This is a genomic window from Corynebacterium sp. LK26, from assembly GCF_014335085.1.
In the GTDB taxonomy this organism is placed as follows: Bacteria; Actinomycetota; Actinomycetes; order Mycobacteriales; family Mycobacteriaceae; genus Corynebacterium; species Corynebacterium jeikeium_D.
In genome coordinates, this window is sequence record NZ_PDHB01000001.1 from 629,911 (window position 1) to 648,165 (window position 18,255).

General features: G+C 57.7%; 14 protein-coding genes and 1 riboswitch. Of the genes, 6 read left to right on the forward strand and 8 right to left on the reverse strand.

Going from position 1 to position 18,255, the window contains the following annotated elements; all coding sequences use genetic code 11:
* Positions 1 to 219 precede the first annotated feature (219 nt).
* Entirely contained in the window at positions 220 to 1,413 is a 1,194-nt protein-coding gene (locus CRD13_RS02760; RefSeq protein WP_246822225.1) for an HtaA domain-containing protein, read from the reverse strand.
* A gap of 181 nt (positions 1,414 to 1,594) precedes the next feature.
* The gene (gene thiC / locus CRD13_RS02765; RefSeq protein ID WP_069359584.1) at positions 1,595 to 3,301 is read right to left on the reverse strand and encodes a phosphomethylpyrimidine synthase ThiC; all 1,707 of its coding nucleotides are present in this window, start codon (positions 3,299 to 3,301) and stop codon (positions 1,595 to 1,597) included.
* Positions 3,300 to 3,421: riboswitch (TPP riboswitch) on the reverse strand. (Overlaps the previous gene by 2 nt.)
* Before the next feature lie 1,117 nt (positions 3,422 to 4,538).
* On the opposite strand from thiC, the gene CRD13_RS02770 reads away from it, so the two are divergent.
* The 3 genes from CRD13_RS02770 (at position 4,539) to CRD13_RS02780 (ending at position 8,427) form a co-directional block, all read left to right on the forward strand.
* Entirely contained in the window at positions 4,539 to 6,188 is a 1,650-nt protein-coding gene (locus tag CRD13_RS02770; protein ID WP_255467758.1) for a hypothetical protein, read from the forward strand.
* A gap of 210 nt (positions 6,189 to 6,398) precedes the next feature.
* Positions 6,399 to 7,895: an MFS transporter gene (locus CRD13_RS02775; protein ID WP_187401234.1), complete on the forward strand. Its 1,497-nt coding sequence runs from the start codon at positions 6,399 to 6,401 to the stop codon at positions 7,893 to 7,895.
* Positions 7,882 to 8,427 (forward strand): TetR/AcrR family transcriptional regulator, encoded by a 546-nt coding sequence (locus tag CRD13_RS02780; RefSeq protein WP_049189337.1) that lies wholly within the window; start codon positions 7,882 to 7,884, stop codon positions 8,425 to 8,427. The genes CRD13_RS02775 and CRD13_RS02780 overlap by 14 nt, the downstream gene beginning before the upstream one ends.
* A 6-nt stretch (positions 8,428 to 8,433) precedes the next feature.
* Here the strand turns inward: CRD13_RS02780 and CRD13_RS02785 are convergent, their stop codons facing one another.
* On the reverse strand, positions 8,434 to 9,636 hold the full coding sequence (locus CRD13_RS02785; protein WP_187401235.1) for an alpha/beta hydrolase: 1,203 nt from the start codon (positions 9,634 to 9,636) through the stop codon (positions 8,434 to 8,436).
* A 387-nt stretch (positions 9,637 to 10,023) separates the two neighbouring features.
* On the opposite strand from CRD13_RS02785, the gene CRD13_RS02790 reads away from it, so the two are divergent.
* Together CRD13_RS02790 and CRD13_RS02795 are read left to right on the forward strand one after the other, a co-directional pair.
* The gene (locus CRD13_RS02790; RefSeq protein WP_070705968.1) at positions 10,024 to 11,613 is read left to right on the forward strand and encodes a Re/Si-specific NAD(P)(+) transhydrogenase subunit alpha; all 1,590 of its coding nucleotides are present in this window, start codon (positions 10,024 to 10,026) and stop codon (positions 11,611 to 11,613) included.
* 6 nt (positions 11,614 to 11,619) lie between these two features.
* Complete coding sequence (locus CRD13_RS02795; RefSeq protein ID WP_187401236.1) at positions 11,620 to 13,095, forward strand: NAD(P)(+) transhydrogenase (Re/Si-specific) subunit beta; 1,476 nt, start codon at positions 11,620 to 11,622, stop codon at positions 13,093 to 13,095.
* A gap of 49 nt (positions 13,096 to 13,144) precedes the next feature.
* On the opposite strand, the gene CRD13_RS02800 is transcribed toward CRD13_RS02795, so the two are convergent.
* The 5 genes from CRD13_RS02800 to CRD13_RS02820 form a co-directional block, all read right to left on the reverse strand.
* Positions 13,145 to 13,612, reverse strand: a complete 468-nt coding sequence (locus tag CRD13_RS02800) for a GNAT family N-acetyltransferase (RefSeq protein WP_126107948.1) — start codon at positions 13,610 to 13,612, stop codon at positions 13,145 to 13,147.
* A gap of 87 nt (positions 13,613 to 13,699) precedes the next feature.
* Positions 13,700 to 14,584: a biotin-dependent carboxyltransferase family protein gene (locus tag CRD13_RS02805; RefSeq protein ID WP_049172680.1), complete on the reverse strand. Its 885-nt coding sequence runs from the start codon at positions 14,582 to 14,584 to the stop codon at positions 13,700 to 13,702.
* A gap of 18 nt (positions 14,585 to 14,602) precedes the next feature.
* Complete coding sequence (locus tag CRD13_RS02810) at positions 14,603 to 15,238, reverse strand: allophanate hydrolase subunit 1 (protein WP_240593312.1); 636 nt, start codon at positions 15,236 to 15,238, stop codon at positions 14,603 to 14,605.
* An 89-nt stretch (positions 15,239 to 15,327) separates the two neighbouring features.
* Positions 15,328 to 16,101 carry a LamB/YcsF family protein gene (locus tag CRD13_RS02815; RefSeq protein WP_049172677.1) on the reverse strand — a complete coding sequence of 258 codons (774 nt, stop codon included), beginning with the start codon at positions 16,099 to 16,101 and terminating at the stop codon, positions 15,328 to 15,330.
* 94 nt (positions 16,102 to 16,195) lie between these two features.
* Positions 16,196 to 17,407, reverse strand: coding sequence for an NRAMP family divalent metal transporter (locus tag CRD13_RS02820; RefSeq protein WP_049172676.1), 1,212 nt, complete (start codon positions 17,405 to 17,407; stop codon positions 16,196 to 16,198).
* Positions 17,408 to 17,555: 148 nt separating this feature from the next.
* On the opposite strand from CRD13_RS02820, the gene CRD13_RS02825 reads away from it, so the two are divergent.
* Positions 17,556 to 18,242, forward strand: a complete 687-nt coding sequence (locus tag CRD13_RS02825; RefSeq protein ID WP_049172746.1) for a GntR family transcriptional regulator — start codon at positions 17,556 to 17,558, stop codon at positions 18,240 to 18,242.
* The last annotated feature ends 13 nt before the right edge of the window (positions 18,243 to 18,255 follow it).

Sequence of the window (18,255 nt, forward strand, 5' to 3'; positions counted from 1 at the left end):
ACTCCGCAACCTGTGACGATGCCCCATCCTGTGACACCGGTCCTTCTGCCCGACTATGCCGTCCCACGTTCCTCCTCATCGCTGGTAAGCGCCTCTATCTAATGTAGTGATTCCAATACGGCAGTGGTTACAACCCCACAAGAACCCGCAAGGTATGACGGCTTACTTTGAACGAAGTGCCAGGTGGACAACAATTGGCGGCCATGATGACCGGAGGGACTACCGGAACTGCGAGATAGTGCCGATGGTCGTGATCAGCTGATCGCCATCACTGTTGACAACAGCGGCTATGGGCATACGCTCCATCTCATCCGGACCGACATCGTAGCCCTGCGAGACCTCTGCCGTAATAATCTTTCCAGTCGGGCCGTCCTCAATGCGCGGATTACGAACGACCACATGAACCAGACTGAACTTCGCGGTGAAGTGAACTTCTCCGCGGTAGCTCTCCCCTTCGGCATCGCTGTTGTCATTGTCGCGGGTGAATGAGACAACACCGTCCTCAGGCTCTAGAGCACCGTTCTTAGCAGTGACTCCGCCACCCAGTGCGCCGAATACCTTCTCCAGCGCAGATACAGAAATTACTAAATCCTCGCTGGAGGGAGCCGGGGCATTCTTGCCCGGAGCATCCGAATAATTCAACGGAATATAGATTTCCTCGGCCTCATTAATAGAGCCGGCTGCCGGATAGACGTAAATACCCCAGTTATCACCAGCTGGGGTCTCTGGCGGGTCAACAACAATGCGGGCTTCAAAACTGCCGTCATCTGTCATCGGGGTAGCCTGACGAGCGATAGAACGCCGCATATCGACGCCCTGGTTCGGTATCGCCTCGAGAGTTCCAGCCGGCGTGACCCAGGCAATGTTGTCGTGCGGATGTTTCCGCGACGAGGACGGAGCACCTTCACTCGGCTTCCACGAGTCCGGGAACGCACTGTAGAGAACGTAAACACCATTGGGCACACCCGGAGGAATTGGCAGCGGGTAACCACCACGGTTGGCCGACGGATTGAAACCACTGCCGCGAACAATAAGAACATCGCCGCGATGAACCGTGGCACCTTCAGCTGGTGTGCCGTCCTCAAAAGTAACGGTAACTTCCGGAGATTCGGCATACTGCGAATCCTGCGGCTGGAAGTTCTCCGCTGGATTAATCACATTGGGAAAATTGTCCGGCACGATTGGCTTCGCAGTGTCAGCCATTGCCGGAGACACAAACGCCGAAAGGACCATGGCGCCGGACAGCGAAACCGCAGTAGCAGCTCTGCGCGCACTCCGCCCCACCGGTCGACGCACGTCTTCTCCAACCGTGGATGATTCAGAGCTGAATGAACGGCGAGTGTTGCGAGTGTTGCGAGCACCTGCGAGATGGCGGTGGGAATTATCGAAAGTCAGGAATCTCAGGCTGTGCATATAAGCAATGTACATCCCACTAGTTAGGGTTCCCTAATCCCTTAATTAAGGCGTGCCTTACCCACCCCCATTTGAGGCTCAACACTGAGGCCGGCAGAAATAGGTGAGATCAAAAGAAAACCGCGGCCAAGCCCAATAGAGCTAGACCGCGGCTTACTTCAGCATCTTCTAAGACAACCAACTACTCCGCGGTAATCGGCAGGTAGACGCGGCTGCCCTGATCAGCGAACTCCTGGGACTTCTCAGCCATGCCGGCCTCGATCGCTTCAACGGAGTCCAGGCCGTGTTCCTTCGCGTAGTCCTGTACGTCCTTGGAAATACGCATGGAGCAGAACTTCGGACCACACATGGAACAGAAATGCGCGGTCTTTGCCGGCTCTGCAGGCAGGGTCTCATCGTGGTAATCCAGCGCAGTGTCCGGATCCAGAGCCAGTGCAAACTGGTCATGCCAACGGAATTCGAAGCGGGCCTTCGACAACGCGTCGTCACGCTCCTGAGCGCGTGGCAGGCCCTTTGCCAGGTCAGCGGCGTGCGCAGAAATCTTGTAAGTAATCACGCCGACCTTGACGTCGTCGCGGTTCGGCAGACCCAGGTGCTCCTTCGGCGTGACGTAGCAAAGCATGGCGGTGCCAGCCTGCGCAATGATGGCCGCACCGATAGCCGAGGTGATGTGGTCATAGCCCGGCGCGATATCGGTTGCCAGCGGGCCGAGGGTGTAGAACGGAGCTTCCTCACACCACTCCTCTTCCCACTTCACGTTGTCGGCGATCTTGTGCATCGGAACGTGGCCTGGACCTTCGATCATGACCTGGCAGCCGCGGGACTTGGCAATCTTGGTCAGCTCACCGAGGGTGCGCAGCTCAGCCAGCTGAGCCTCATCGTTAGCGTCGGCAATGGAGCCCGGACGCAGGCCGTCACCGAGGGAGAACGTGACATCGTACTGCGCCAGAATGTCGCACAGCTCAGCGAAGCGCGTGTAGAGGAAGCTCTCCTGGTGATGCGCGAGGCACCATGCGGCCATGATTGAGCCACCGCGGGAAACAATGCCCGTCACGCGATTGGCGGCCAGCGGCACGTAGCGCAGCAGCACACCCGCGTGAACGGTCATGTAATCCACGCCCTGTTCACACTGCTCAATGATGGTTTCGCGGTAGATTTCCCAGGTCAGCTTGGCCGGGTCACCCTTGACCTTCTCCAGCGCCTGGTAAATCGGCACCGTACCAACCGGCACCGGGGAGTTACGCAGAATCCACTCACGGGTTTCGTGAATGTCCTTACCAGTGGACAGGTCCATGATCGTGTCCGCGCCCCAACGGGTTGCCCACACCATCTTCTCCACCTCTTCAGAGATGGACGAAGTCACGGCCGAGTTGCCGATATTTGCGTTGATCTTGGTGGCAAAACGCTTGCCGATAATCATCGGCTCAGTCTCCGGGTGCTTGTGGTTCGCCGGAATCACGGCACGACCCGCAGCGACCTCTTCGCGCACAACTTCCGGATCCACATCTTCACGAGCAGCAATGAAAGCCATCTCCGGAGTGACAATTCCCGCGCGCGCCCAAGCCAGCTGGGTCTTGACCTTCGGAGCCTCCTCAGAACCCGCAACCGCTGGCACCGCCGGAGCCTTCGGCCACGAGTCACGAGTCTTAGCCAAACCCTCCTTCAGGTTCAGCTCCGGGTTTTCCTCGGTGTAGATACCCGAGGTGTCGTACGCATCGAAGTGAGTACCGTCCGTCAGATTGATCCGACGAACTGGAATCCGCAGGTTCGCCTCACCGAAATCGTTGCTGAACGCAACCTCGTCGTAATGCTTGTTGCTGCGGTAAATCGGGCCAGTTGTAACCTCGCCCTCTTTCGGCGGAGCGGATACAGATACACGTGCGGCCATGAAGCAACACATCCCTTTCCTACGCTGGTATTACCCAGATTCAGGTTCGTCCGGTCGACGCTCGATCCCTAGCGTCCTCTCAGTGCCGGAATTTCGGTTGGCACTCCCGTGGTTTTGTAATGCGCCTCATAGTCTAACCAATCGTTCGGATTACTTCGGTCATTACACCCACGTTTGCCGCCAACGCTTAACGACGGCACGGAGAACACACTCTAAAGGTGCAGGTTGCGGCTGTGCAGAGGCGTGGTTCTGCGCATCGACCGCGTTGTCCACACCCCTAAAAAGTTATCCACAGTCGCTCTATTTTTCGGCTTCTCAGCAAGCGCGAGTGTGATCGCAGTGTTATATCTTTCTCACACAAATTCTTTGGGGAGGGAAAATTGAAAAAGGCGCCTACTGCCGCCCTAGTGTCAGCACTTCTATGGGGAGTAACGGGGACTAGTTGCGCATCGACCGAGGCATCCGGCGAGGACGTTCAACCTGTCGGCGACAATGCGACAACCATCACTACTGACTCGGGCGTGACGTTACCTGCGGGTGTGCTTCCACCCAACAATCCGCCGAAGCCCGGTGATGCTCCACTTGGTCCCGATGGGCACTACAACTACGACGCACCCGAATTCGTCCTGACCAATCCGTGTGACGACCCTGAGATTATGGGGCGCTTAGACAGGCTGGGGTTCCGGGAGCAGTCTGAGGTTTCTCAACGCGTAAAAGGAACAAGGCAACTCGGATGCATCATAGGTTCCGAAAGTTCAGCATTGTCTGAGGTTTTCGGAATTTGGCGAGCTTCGATCGCACATCCCAACCTCGCCAGTTACGGTGGGCTTCCAATTGACCGGCAAAACGGAGTCCACGACGGGGTTACATACACAATGACAACCCCAATTGGTCTCTCATACTGTATTGCGTCCGTTGAAACTGAACGCGGATCGTTGGGGTTTGCAGTCGATATCACTGGCCAAGATGATTCCGATTTGACCGAAGAACTATGTAAACCCGTGGACAATCTGCTTACGAAGTATTTGGGGGACCTGTAATGATTAATACTTTCATCCTGTCTATTGACAACGCCATTTCACAACTAAGTAAATCTTCTGTTTCGGCGGGTTTGTCTTCAGCTGCCTACCCAACATTGGGCGGTTATTCACAGGTACCGTCCTTGCAGCTGGTTGCGAATGAGCATTCTCTCGCAATAACAGGCAGTCCTGGTAGCGCCAGTTCCATCCATTTGGCGATGGGCAAACAGCTCACGTGGGCGCAAACAAATCTCGCTGACTTCCGTCGCGTCATCACTGAGCACGAATCCACCATGAATCGCATCCTTCGAAGCATTAACCCGTTCAATGGTGACGGCGCTTCCATTGCTGAAGTAGCGCGAACAAGCGGTGTATTCCAGCGTCGGCCAATGTTTGAAGCTGGAAGTCTCACTTTCGCGCCAGTCACACTTTCTGCGGAACTCGGTCTCGATGCGAAGTCCCTACTATCCATGTTTTCCTCGACAAACGACGGTGCCGTAGCCGAGGCAATCGCCTACTGGAACAACTTCGCCGAAACTATGACCACGTTGGCCAGCAATCTAACCTCCATCTCATCCGGCTTGGTGTCGAGCAACAGCGGTGCTGTCTTCTCTGCTGCGGATACGACAATGAAAGGTCTGGCCGCGCGCGCAACCAGCATCGCCACCGCATCTGAGGTCATGGCCGGGCACCTTGCCGTTTTGCCGTCCGTGAAGGCGATGGCCGTCAATGCACTATCTGCGATTGAGGCCGAGTCCAAGGCACTCCCAAACCCCGGCGCGCAGAAAGCTTTTGAACAGGCCGAGGTAGCAGCCTTTCTCTCTGGCCCGTATACCGCACAGCTACAGACCGCTATTCCCCGAATTCCTAACCTGGTTTCTGCCGATGCGGGAAGTGGTGTGACTGCCGAGGTTTCCGTTGGAGCAACAGTCGCCGGGCGTTCTGGAACTAGCCAGTTCGGTCTTTCGCCTGCGGGGATGACTGGAAGCATGCAGGCCGCCAGCGCACCAGTTGGCGCCACCTCAACAGTTCCGGATTCTCCAACACCGCAATCCACAGCCGCGAGCCCTTCCGCTCCTTCGCAGGTTCAACCGAGCACTTCGACTTTATCGAACCCTACTAATCCGTCTGCTACCCCTGTGCACCCCGCATCACCTGGCAGCCCAACGAGCTCCACAATCTCGCCAACTTCCCCGACCGGTACATCAACCATGGCTCAACCAAACGCGGCGAATCCAGCCATGATCGCCCCTTCGAGCGCGAGCGCCCCACTTCAACGCACATCACCGCAAGGAGTTTCGCCTTACGGAGTTCACGGCAACCGACCGGCTGGCTCCCTCGGCGCAGGACGCGCTGCGGGGCTCACACCAGCGGGCAATATCCCGGCACTGCCGGCTTCTGGAAACGCAAGCTCCCGCCCACCGGCCTCGGGAGTTCCGACTTCAAGTCCCGGTCGTATGCCAACGCCAACAGCAGGTCGCGGGATGGGAACCGGCTTGGGTGTCGGAGTAACTGGTTCTGCCTTGCCAAACACCTCGAATAGCCCTGGACAGCGCGGAAGTGGATTGATGAATTCCCTCATCAGTGCGCGCAACAGTACTGCTACCGGAACTTCGGGCGCGGCTGGCGGAACCGCGAGCACTGCTGCTGGAAACCGTGGCGCAGGCGCTTTCGCAGCCACCACTGCGGGAAACCGTGGCGGACTGCTCCAAAAGGACTCCGCACCGTCGGCACGCAAACTGACAAATGTAGCCACCATCAGAGATAACGATGCTGGCGATTTCGAGCAGAACGAATACCAGAAGGAGCTTTTCGGGGATGCGCCAATTACTATCCCGGCGGTGATTGGCCACAACGTCCGAGCGTAAAGTCAGCGCGTCCAAGCTGATCTTTACCCGCTCGGGCGCCACGGGGGATCGAACGGCGTCCGCGAATTCGTACCTCAACAACGCCTTCAACTTAGACACTTTTTCACTGTCTCCTTTGGCGGGATTGGCCTACATCTCTTGAATTTTTAGGCCTAAATCGTCGCTCTCCAGAAGTTGTAACTAAACCGAACGTTCGTTACAGTTACTGGAATGACAAGTACCGACCACGCCACTTCCACGGGGGCTAATTCGCCCACTTCAGTCACCCACAGGTGGGTCTTCCTCGCTATCATCAGCGCCGGCCTACTACTCATCGGCATAGATAACTCGGTGCTCTACACTGCCCTGCCAGTTCTGCGCGAGCAGCTCCACACAACCGAGTTGGAGGGCCTGTGGATCATCAACGCCTACCCACTGGTGATCTCCGCGCTCCTCCTCGGCACAGGCACTCTGGGCGACCGCATCGGTCACCGCAAGATGTTTCTTGTGGGCCTGACAATTTTTGGCTTCTCTTCCCTGGCCGCAGCCTTTGCGCCGCACGCCTGGGCGCTGGTCATCGCTCGCGGCTGTCTAGGACTGGGCGCCGCGACCATGATGCCGGCAACCCTCGCTTTGCTACGTGAGACCTTCCACCACCCTCGTGAACTTGCCACGGCTATTGGCATTTGGTCAGCCACAGCAACACTGGGTGCCGCTGCTGGCCCCGTCGTCGGCGGTTTCCTGTTGGAGCACTTTTGGTGGGGCTCAATCTTCCTTATCAACATCCCTGTGGTAGTTTTCGCAATCATTGGCACGCTGATTTTCGCTCCACCGAATCAGCACAACCCAGCCAAACGCTGGGACTTTCTCACTAGCCTCTACGCGATGCTGGCCATGCTGGGCTTGGTTTCGCTTATCAAGGAACTCGCCGGCCATCGCTCCTCCACCGTCATCGTCGCAGCTATCGCCTGTGGGCTAGTGGGCGCGGTACTGTTTCAGCGTCGTCAGGCACGTCTTACCGAACCCCTCATCGACTTCTCAGTCTTCCGTTCGCCGATGTTTTCCGGTGGCGTGCTGGCAGCAGCGCTTGCCATGTTTGTCCTGGCAGGCGCCGAATTGATGACGACGCAGCGCTTCCAGATTTCCGTCGGATACACACCACTCGACGCGGGCTTGCTAGTTGCCACCGCGGCACTGGCATCCTTGCCAGTTGGTGTCATCGGCGGCATGGTGCTCCATCGAGTGGGTTTCCGCACACTCATCACCGGCGGCTTCCTCCTCAACGCCGTCGGACTGGCAGGCATGTACTACGGCGTTTCCTCGGGCAATTTCCCGCTCATGATCGCGGGATTGATACTGCTCGGCGCGGGCGCAGGTTCTGTGATGTCGGTGTCGTCGACCGCGATAATCGGCTCAGCCCCGAGGTCAAAGGCAGGTATGGCGGCGGCGATGGAATCCGTGTCCTACGAATTCGGCACACTGATCACCGTCGCAATCACAGGCAGTCTCCTGCCTATGTTCTACGCCCTGTTTACGCCTGTCGACGCCAGCATCTCACTCACCGATGCACTTCACACGCCAGCGCTTAACGACGGCGCCCGCGCCGGCCTCGACAGTTCCTACCTGGCCATTTTGATTATCCTGGCTGTCGTTGCTGTCATTGCAGCGATTGCGACTGCGGTGGCATTCCGCGGCAACCCGAAGGAGACTGAATATGCGCACGAGTAAGCGCACTGCCATCCTCGACACAATCGTTGAGATTATCGAGACAAGCGGTTTTTCCGAGGTCACCTACGAAAATGTTGCAACTCAATGCGGAATGAGTAAATCAGGATTGATTTACCACTTCCCCTCCCGCGAAGACATGATCCGCAGCGTCCATGAGCACATGGCGCAGTTATGGGAGGAGGAGCTTATCGAAGCCGCAGGTGGGCCCGCAGAGGAGGTATCCCCCGCCAACCGCCTACGCGCAAACCTCCAGGTCTCGCTGGATACGGCAACGAGGGCCGAGCTACTCATGTCCATCGACTCTGCCGCCGACCCGGAGCTGCGCGAGATTTGGACGCGCCTTTTGCGCCGGTGGAATCCGCCGGTAGAACGGATTGCCACCGACCAGGATGCCTGCATGGCCTACGTTGTCCAAATGATTTCCGATGGACTCTGGGCTAACGACTACCTCAACGGCAATCAGCTCACGAAAGCGCAGCGCAAGGCAATCGCCGAGGCCGCGGCAAAGCTAATTCCAGAGTCGATGGAGTAGCCAGCTCTAGACGCCCTTGCGCTGAACGTCCTTGAGCTCGGAGTCAGTGGCCAGGCCATAGTTGTCACCCTCATAGACAGCCTTTGCTCGACTCGTTCCGGCGAGCACATACTCGCTAAAGGACAGCACCATCGAGCCGAGCACATTCTTGGACGGATCATCCAGGTAGGTGCCGTGGTAGGAACCGGTGACTACCGCTTCCCAGGCGGGCCCTGCAGCATCGCGGTAACCACGTCGATCGGCATCAAAAGGAACGATGTCCTCGTGCTCAGCAATGGCCACCAGGCTTGGAATCTCCGGCGGGGTGGAGATCAGCCCAGCGTCGGAAGGCCCTGGGTTGATAGCAACCAGACCACGGGTGACCATATCGATGCCCGCAGCCTGGAAGGCCTTATCCATCCTGTTGTTCAGGAAGATTGCGGAGCCACCACCTGCAGAGTGCCCGACCAGCATCGTCCGGGAGAAATCGATCTTGCCTGCAAGTGGCGTCGACTCGTCCTCATTGGCCGCTGCGGCCACGGAAGCTGCCAGCACCATCTGCGGCGCGAACCAGTTGGTGAAGTTGTAGCCAAGAGCCACGACATATCCGTGGCTTGCATAGAGTCGCGCTTGCGCGTCGTACATACCTGGCTCAGTACCAATGCCAGGGCTCAGAACCATCAGCGGCGCGGACTCCATGGAGTCGATATCCGCCGGGTAAATGAGCTGCGCGCCAACTGGGGAGGCGTTAGCCGATTCCGGCAACACGTCATAGCAGCCGGTGGTGCCGTGGAGACCGTGGAGGTCCCGCAGTACGCGGTTGTAGATGGTGTAGACGACACCATCACATGGCATTGCTTCACGGGTTGCGGCAACTGGGTGGGAGCCCATCGCTCCGAACTCCTTGCGCAGGTACCCCGCCTCTGGGGCGAACGGCTCGGTGATATGGCCACTTTCACCACCGGAGATGGCGCGGTTCACGCCACCCATAACATCCACCAGACCACCGCCAATTTTGTCCACGGTTTCCGAGTTCTGGTAGTCAACAGTGCTTTCACGTGCAGTGATGTCCGGCAGCTGGCCAATGCGCGGTGCCGCCTGCGCTGGCGCCTGTCCGCCGAGAACCACACCAGCTGCGAGCGAGAGAGCAACCACCTTCGAGAACGTGCGCGCCCGCCCTTGACGGGATGCCGACACGGGCTTTCCGTCCGTCTTTAGTGAACCAATCATCGTTTTCCTTAACTCTTGCCAAGAACCTAGGAATACGAATTTACCTAATACGTAAATACATACGTAAAGACAGAAATAGCCTCCCCCATCTTTCACCCCTCAAACAATCATTCAGAGCGCTGAAAATGTTCACTCTCGCCCAAAATTAACACCATCACCCCCATTTCCTACCCCCTTTCCAAGAGTCCGTAGATTCAGAAAACCCACCTCACCACCGTTACCCACATATTTTTATTACCTTTTTCCACAAACGCCTCCGCTGCCTCCCCACCAGCGCATACCTTATTGACACCAAGGAGAAAGTGGCCACGCCCACACTCACTGTTAACCGACAACCGAGTGCGCATGGCCCTTAATAAAACCCCCGAACAGAAAAGAACTCCCACAATGAGAATCGGCATCCCTTTAGAACCCGATCCCCAGCAAACAATTGTGGCTGCGACCCCGGAGACCGTCGGCAAACTCGTCAAGCTTGGCTACGAGGTCGCCGTGCAGGCTGACGCCGGCCTGGCTGCTAAGTTCACCGACGCGGACTACGAATCCGCCGGTGCCACCATTGTCGACGAGTCTGTCTGGCACAGCGATATCGTCGTAACGCTCGACACTCCGCCGGAGCAGTTCCGTGCACTGCTTAACGACGGTGCCATGCTGATCAGCCGACTTGCGCCAGGCCGAAACGAAGAACTGGTCGAAGAGCTCGCGCAACGCAACATCACCGCCCTTGCTATGGATGCAGTTCCCCGCATTTCCAGGGCACAGTCGATGGACGTACTGTCGTCGATGGCCAACATCGGCGGCTACCGCGCAGTAGTCGAAGCGGCTTCTGCATATGGTCGCCTTTTCACTGGTCAGGTGACTGCCGCAGGAAAGATGCCACCAGCTACCGTTTACGTCATCGGCGCTGGTGTCGGCGGACTTGCGGCGATCGGTACGGCCAACTCTATGGGCGCGGTTGTTAAGGCAACAGACCTGCGCCCTGAAGCCGGTGAACAGGTCGAATCGATGGGTGCAGAGTTCATCCCGATTCCGGCCGCCACCGAGAAGTCCGAAGATGGCTACGCCAAGGAAATGACCAATGATCAGGCTGCCGCTGCCGCGAAGCTCTACTCCGAGCAGTCCGCGCAGGCTGACATTGTCATTACCACCGCGAATATCCCTGGCCGTCGCTCTCCACTGCTGCTGACTGCTGCCGATGTTGCAGCTATGAAGCCAGGCAGCGTCATCGTCGACATGGCTGCCGCCGGTGGCGGCAACTGCGAGATGACCGTTCCAGGCAAGACCATTGTCACTGACAACGGTGTGACCATCATCGGTTACACCGACCTTGCAGGACGTCTGCCCGCGCAGGCATCGTCGCTGTACGGCCAGAACATTTTCAACCTGTTCAAGCTGATCACGCCGGAAAAGGATGGCTCTCCAGTTCTCAATCTCGAGGACGAGATTATCCGTGGCATCACGGTGACAAAGGCTCGCTCACAAAATGGCGCCGGCGCTACCGGAGCTGAGATTCTCTGGCCACCACCGCCAATCAAGGTCGCTGTCACCCCTGCTGCCCCACTGCAGGAGCAGCAGGCTCACCAGGCCGCATTAGAAGAGAATGCGCCGGAGAAGGTTTCCTTCATGGGATCTGGCCTGGGCTCGAAGATTGCTCTGGGCCTGACGGCACTGCTGGCAATTGTGGTTATGCTCAGCGCACCGCACAGCGTGAGCGCCAACTTCATGGTTCTCACCTTGGCTATCGTGCTTGGCTTCTACGTAATCTCCGCGGTCACGCCGCGCCTACACACACCGCTGATGTCTGAGACCAACGCGATTTCCGGCATTGTTCTGGTGGGTGCGATTCTCCAGGTGGGAAGCTCCAACCTGCTGGTTTCCGGTCTCGCGTTCGCGGCCATCGTGGTTAGCTCCATCAATATCTTCGGCGGTTTCGCCGTCACCGACCGCATGCTTGGCATGTTTGTGAAAGAGGAGGCATAAAGTCTAATGGCTAGCATTGATACTGCTTCGCTTCTGGACTGGACCTACCGCCTGTCCAACGTCGGCTACATTGTCGCCGCCGTCCTGTTCCTCGCTGCCCTCTCGGGCCTGTCCAAGCCGGAGACCGCTCGCCGCGGTAACTCCTTCGGTATCGCCGGTATGGCTGTAGCCGTCGTCATTGCCATCTTTCAGGCACTCGTCACCGCTGACACCAAGCCGGATACTCACTTCTCCCCGCTGATTACCCTGATTCTCATCGCTGTCGCTATCGGCATCGGTGGTGTCATCGGTATCACCCGCGCACGCAGCGTTGCCATGACTGGCATGCCGCAGCTGATTGCACTGTTCAATGGTCTGGTCGGACTCGGCGCTATCTTCATCGGCTTCAACTCCTACATCTTCGCCGAAGATGTCGCCCCCGATGCCCTGAAGTTCCACTTCGGCGAGGTCTACATTGGCGTCTTCATCGGCGCTGTGACCTTCACTGGTTCCATCGTCGCTGGCCTGAAGCTGTCTGAGAAGATCAAGGGCTCGCCGCTGCTGCTGCCAGGCCGCAATGCTCTGAACATTGCCATTCTGGTGGTCACTCTGGTTCTCCTGGCTGTCTTCATCGCAACCGGCACCGAGGGCGGCACCATCGCATGGGCATGCATGGTTGCTGTGACTGCTTTGGGCCTGTTTTTGGGCTGGCACTTGGTCATCGCCATCGGTGGCGGCGACATGCCGGTTGTCGTGTCCATCATGAACTCGTATTCCGGTTGGGCCGCTGCTTTCACCGGTCTCATGCTTGGCAACCCGCTGCTCATCATCACCGGTGCGCTGGTTGGTTCCTCCGGCGCCTACCTGTCGTACATCATGTGTGAGGCCATGAACCGCTCCTTTGCCAACGTTATTCTGGGTGGCTTTGGCTCCGAAGCTACGTCGGCAAGCGCTGTGGAAGGCTCCCACACTGAGGTCAACCACGAGGACACTGCAGAAATCCTGCGCAACGCGGACAAGATCCTCATCGCTCCGGGCTACGGTATGGCTGTGGCACAGGCTCAGTACGCCGTCGCCGATCTGGTACGCAATTTGCGTGCCGACGGTAAGGAAGTGGTCTTCGGTATCCACCCAGTCGCTGGCCGCCTGCCGGGTCACATGAACGTGCTGCTGGCTGAGGCCAAGGTTCCCTACGACATCGTGCTGGAGCTGGACGAGGTCAACGATGATTTCGCTGATGTGGATGTCACCCTGGTCATCGGTGCAAATGACACCGTCAACCCGATGGCAGAGCAGCCGGGCTCCCCGATTGCGGGTATGCCGGTGCTGAAGGTGTGGGAATCTGAGCGCGTGATTGTTCTCAAGCGGTCGATGGGTTCGGGCTACTCGGGCGTGCAGAACCCGCTGTTCTTCAACGAAAACACCGACATGCTTATCGGCGATGCGAAGGCCAGCATCGACTCCCTGAATCGCATCCTGACGGATTCGAAGGTCAACGCTTAAACCCGAAAGTAAGCAACGCCGTACAAACCGGAGTCTAGGCGATTAATTCCTAGGCTTCGCCACGGGCTGCATCACGAACCATGGTGATGTGCTCAATGCCGGCTTCCATGAAGGTCTCCCCGACCTCATGGAAGCCGGCTTTTTCGTACACACCTTTCGCCTGCGTCTGGGCATGCAGAATTAGCCCCGTATCCGGGTGGTCAGCGATGACCTGCTGCAGCAGTTTCGAGGACAACCCCCTACCCCGGCTCGCAGCATCGACGACAACTCGGCCGATGGTGCGCGGGTAGCTTGAAGAGTACTCATCGAGCGTGTCAATTACACGCAAGTACGCAATAATCTTGCGGGAGTCATTGTCGTCGCGGATGAAATAGTGCTCTGCGGTATCTTCCAGGTCGCGCCAATCCATTTCCGGCTCCTCACAGGACTGCTCAAGATAGAACACGTCGGTACGCAGCGCCGAGATGGCATACGCATCGGTCGCGCTGAGTTGAGAAAAGGAGGCGTGTTCAATCATGGTGGCTGATTTTACTGCGAAGAACGGTGTGACGCTCATAGCTGGCAAACGTAGTGGCGCACCATCGCGCAGAATGAAGCCGCAGACCTATACCGCCCGCACCCGGCGGAATTGTACCTTCGCGCCGGGCACCAATTGCCCGGCCCTCGACAATGACGGCTCCGTCAACACACCAATGACCGGATATCCACCCGTCGCCGGATGATCAGGACCGAAAATAATCGGCTGCCCCGATGCGGGCACTTGTATCGCACCGGGGACCATTCCCTCGCTTGCCAACTCATGGGTGACCTGGCGCTCAAGAGTAGTCCCATTCAGCCGAAGTCCGACGCGGTTGGCCTCTTGCGTCACGGTCCATGTCTCGTGAAAGAAATCACTGACGCTTTCCCGCGTAAACCAGTCCGCCCGAGGGCCAGGAACAACATCTAAGCGCGCAGCCTCGCTCGACCAATGAGGCGCGGGATAAATTGCGATTGACGACCCCGTCGAATACTCCGGGTCGCCGACCTGCAAGACCTGACCGGCCTGCAAAGGCGCTGGGCCGAGCTTGCCGAGCGTATCGTATGACCTCGAGCCCAGCACTTCCGCGACATCGATGCCCCCTCGAATCGCGACGTACCCGCGAAGACCTGCATCGAAGGTACCAAGCCGCACAATTGCCTTCGCCCCGACCACAATTCGACTATTCATCGAGGTCTTGATGACCTTGCCATCCTGCTCGACAGTCACCTCACCGTGGGCTCCTGCGAAGGATATGATTGCTCCCTCCGCTACTTGGAACTCCAACCCGCCGACGACGCACTCAAGCACCGCCAGGCTTTCTTCGTTGACAACCATCCGGTTAGCAGCTGCCGCGGACTCGTGGTCGAACGCACCGGAAGTACTCACGCCCAGGCTGCCTTGCCCTGCACGGCCCAAATCCTGAATCGTCGTCAATATGCCGGGTCGAATAATCTCGATAGAATTCTTCATCTCTTCCGCCCCCTTTTTCTACGCCGCACTCACCGTAGAAGTCGCTTCAAATTGCACCTCAACCCCGGGCTCAAGCAGCGCCGGATTAGGCCGATTCAAGTCCCACATCTCCACATCTGTATGTCCCAAGAGCTGCCAGCCACCGGGCGAATCGATGGGATATACACCTGCGAATTGGCCCGCAAGTCCGACGGAGCCCTTGGGAACTCGAGTGCGCGGCGTCGTAAGGCGGGGAATATCAAGCGGCTCTGGCCACCCCTGACCGCTCCCGCGCACCATGTAATAAAAGCCCGGCGCGAATCCACCGAACGCGGCCGTCCAAGGGCGTTCGCAGTGCCAATCGATTAACGCTTGAGGGCTCATCCCAAGGCTTTGTGCCAAGGACTCAAGGTCCGCGCCGTCATAGTGAACGGGAATCGTCATTGTTTTTCGCTTGTCGACGGTCTGCCTCTGCGCATTGTTGCCCCGCAGCGCGGTTTCTACTGCGCCGAGGTAACGACGAGCCGGTCCGCGAAAGCGAAGAAGGAGCGTTTGGGCTGCAGGTACCCTGTCAACGAGTCCCTCAATCTCAGCCGCAGCAGAGTGTGCACGAAGTACCTTCGCCAACGGATTGGCCGATGATGAATAGTCGATAAGCAGCGCATTTGTTCCCATAGGGCGAATCTCGGCCATGGCGGTGCTGATCCTTTCTTTCTTGCGGGGTTGAAAAACTGCGGTTGATAAGACCGGTGTGCGAGTCCGCGCTATACGTGGGCAGCGACGGTGACTCCGGCGTCGACGAGCCCTTGGCGAATCATACGGGAGAGTTCGACCGCACCAGGGGTGTCTCCGTGCAAACAAATAGAGTCAGCCTGCACGGTCAACGGTGAACCGTCGTAGGCGACGATTGGTTCCCCGCTAGCCATTGCAATGACGCGTTTGACGACGGCATCGGGTTCTACAATGACCGACCCCTCGAGTACTCGGGACACCAGAGTTCCATCGGAGTTGTAAGCGCGATCTGCAAAAGCTTCCCTAATCACAGGGAGGTCCGCGTCGAGGCTGAGCCGTTCGATGACCGACCCCGGCTGCGCCATAATGGCAAGCTCATCTCCGCAGGTGGAGCGAGCGAGCAGGAGCGCCTCCACCACTGCAGCGGCCTGATTTTCATCCACTGCGATGCGGTTGTAGAGGGCACCATGGGGCTTGACGTAGGAAACTTCGGTACCCACCGCCCGTGCACATGCCGAAAGTGCACCAATCTGGTAGACGGTTTCGGCTCGCAATTCTCGATGTGCGTAATCCATGCGACGTCGTCCAAACCCGGGGAGATCGCGGTAGGCGACGTGCGCGCCGATGCGAATTCCGCGCGCAGCAGCTGCCTCACAGGTCTCCATCATGACGCTAGCGTCACCCGCGTGATACCCGCAGGCAATATTGGCACTGGTCACAATGTTCAGCAGAGCGATATCATCACCCATCTTCCACGAGCCGAACGCTTCCCCAAGGTCAGAGTTGAGATCGATAGTGGCGCCCATAAACGTCACCGCTCCTTCCAAGTAATAATGCTGGTCTTTGTACCGTTGTTATGTTGGTTCTCATCTGAGCTGTGCGAGAAACCGGGGGGGGGGATTAGCCGAGCATTTCAAACACACCGCCGAATGAGCGCCACGCCAAGAACCAGGCGACTGCGACACCCAAGATTCCGATAGCCGCCAACCACTTCGGGTACTTGTAACCATTCATGAGATCCGCACGGAACAGCGCGATGTAAATCAGCACAGTAACGCCAATTGGAAGAACCAAACCATTGAAGGCTCCGGCGAAAACCAACAGCGTCGCTGGAGCCGTACCGATGAGACCGAAGAGCAGCGTGGAGATTGCAATTAGGACAATGGTGATCGTGTTTTGAGTCTTGGCTCCAGCACCCGAGGAACGAGTCAGAAATGTTGCTGAGGTGTAGCTGGCACCCACAATCGACGAGATTCCCGCAGCCCACAGGACAACGCCAAAGAAGCGCATACCCCAATCTCCTGCCGCAGCTTGGAATGCCTCTGCAGCGGGGTTTCCATCCGTATTGAGGACCACGCCACCCGCAACCACTCCCAAGACAGCTAGGAAAAGGAGGAAACGCATGATGGCTGTGACGATGATGCTCGTAACAGATGAGCGAGTGGTCTGTGCGAGGTTCTCTACACCGCCGGCGCCAGCATCAAGCATGCGGTGAGCGCCAGCGTAAGTAATGTACCCGCCAACAGTGCCACCGACGAGCGTGATGATTGCCAACAAGTCAATCGTGTCGGGCATGACCGTGTTCTTCAGTGCTTCCCCTACTGGCGGGTTAGAACTGAACGCCACAATTCCAGTGACCAGAATCATCACGACACCGAGCACAACGAGTGCCTTGTCCAGCGCCATACCCGCCCGCCGGGAGAGGAAGAAGCCAATGGCGAGGATTGCAGTAACAATGCCGCCAATCTTTGCGTCCACGCCCAACATCGCGTTCGCACCAAGTCCAGCACCGCCGACGTTGCCAATATTGAAGACCACACCACCGATGACAATGAGAATTGACATTAACCAGCCCAGCCCCGGAAGCACGGCGTTGCCGAGCTCCTGCGCGCGGCGTCCAGAGACAGCAATCACTCGCCACACGTTGAGCTGAATCGCGATATCAAGAAGCACCGAGATCACAATGGCAAAGGCGAAAGCCGCGCCAAGCTTGGCCGTAAAGGTTGCGGTCTGGGTGAGGAAGCCCGGCCCGATAGCACTGGTCGCCATCAGGAATACGGCGCCGAGGAGTGCCGTTCGCCGCGCCTTATGGGCAGATGTTGAAGCGTCCATAGCGTAAGGCCTTTCCCTACAAGTCTGACGATTCCCACGTTGAAGGATTCCTACGTTGAAGATCGCCTGCACAGAGATTGTTGAACAATGTCTCGTATGTTAATTGGTGATGGCCGCCACACAAAAGTGCTTTAGTAGTCTGTATTACATGACTACCCCCGGAAGCATCCTCGACGATCAGACCCACACGTCCTCTGGGGAAAAACAACAAGACGTTTCAGTAGCGGATGTCACCGCAACTGTCCTGCGCCGAGAGATTCTCGCCGGAAAGCACTACAGTGGCGAGCAGCTCCGTGAAACCCAACTTGCTGCGCGACTGCAGGTCAGTCGCAACACCATCCGACAGGTCTACCGCAAGCTGGAATCTGAGGGGCTACTTACTCACATCCCTCATCACGGCGTGTTTATCGCTTCCTTCGACAAACAACGCATCCGCGAACTGTATGCCTTTCGCCATGTCGTCGAATGCGGAACACTGCGATCGCTAAGCAAGAGCCAGGCAAAGCTCCTCGGCGAAGAGATTCTTTCTATTTGTGGTTCACAGTCATCATTGAACCTTCCCGAACGGAATAATGCCTTTCACCTCGCCATCGTCAGAGCTTCCGGGTCCCCCGACCTGTTAGCCACCGCCGAATCAATTCAGGCCCAACTCCGTCTTTGCTTCCTCTCCTACCCCCAAAGCATCGAACTCCATGCCCGATACGCCGATCGCCACATCAGTATCGCCAAAGTTCTCATCGAGGACACCCCAAACCACGCCGCCGACCTCCTCAGCGCCTACCTCAATGAGTCGTTCAGTGCCGTCACCGCTGCCCTCCCGCTTGCCGACCGTTGATAATTAGCTGCTA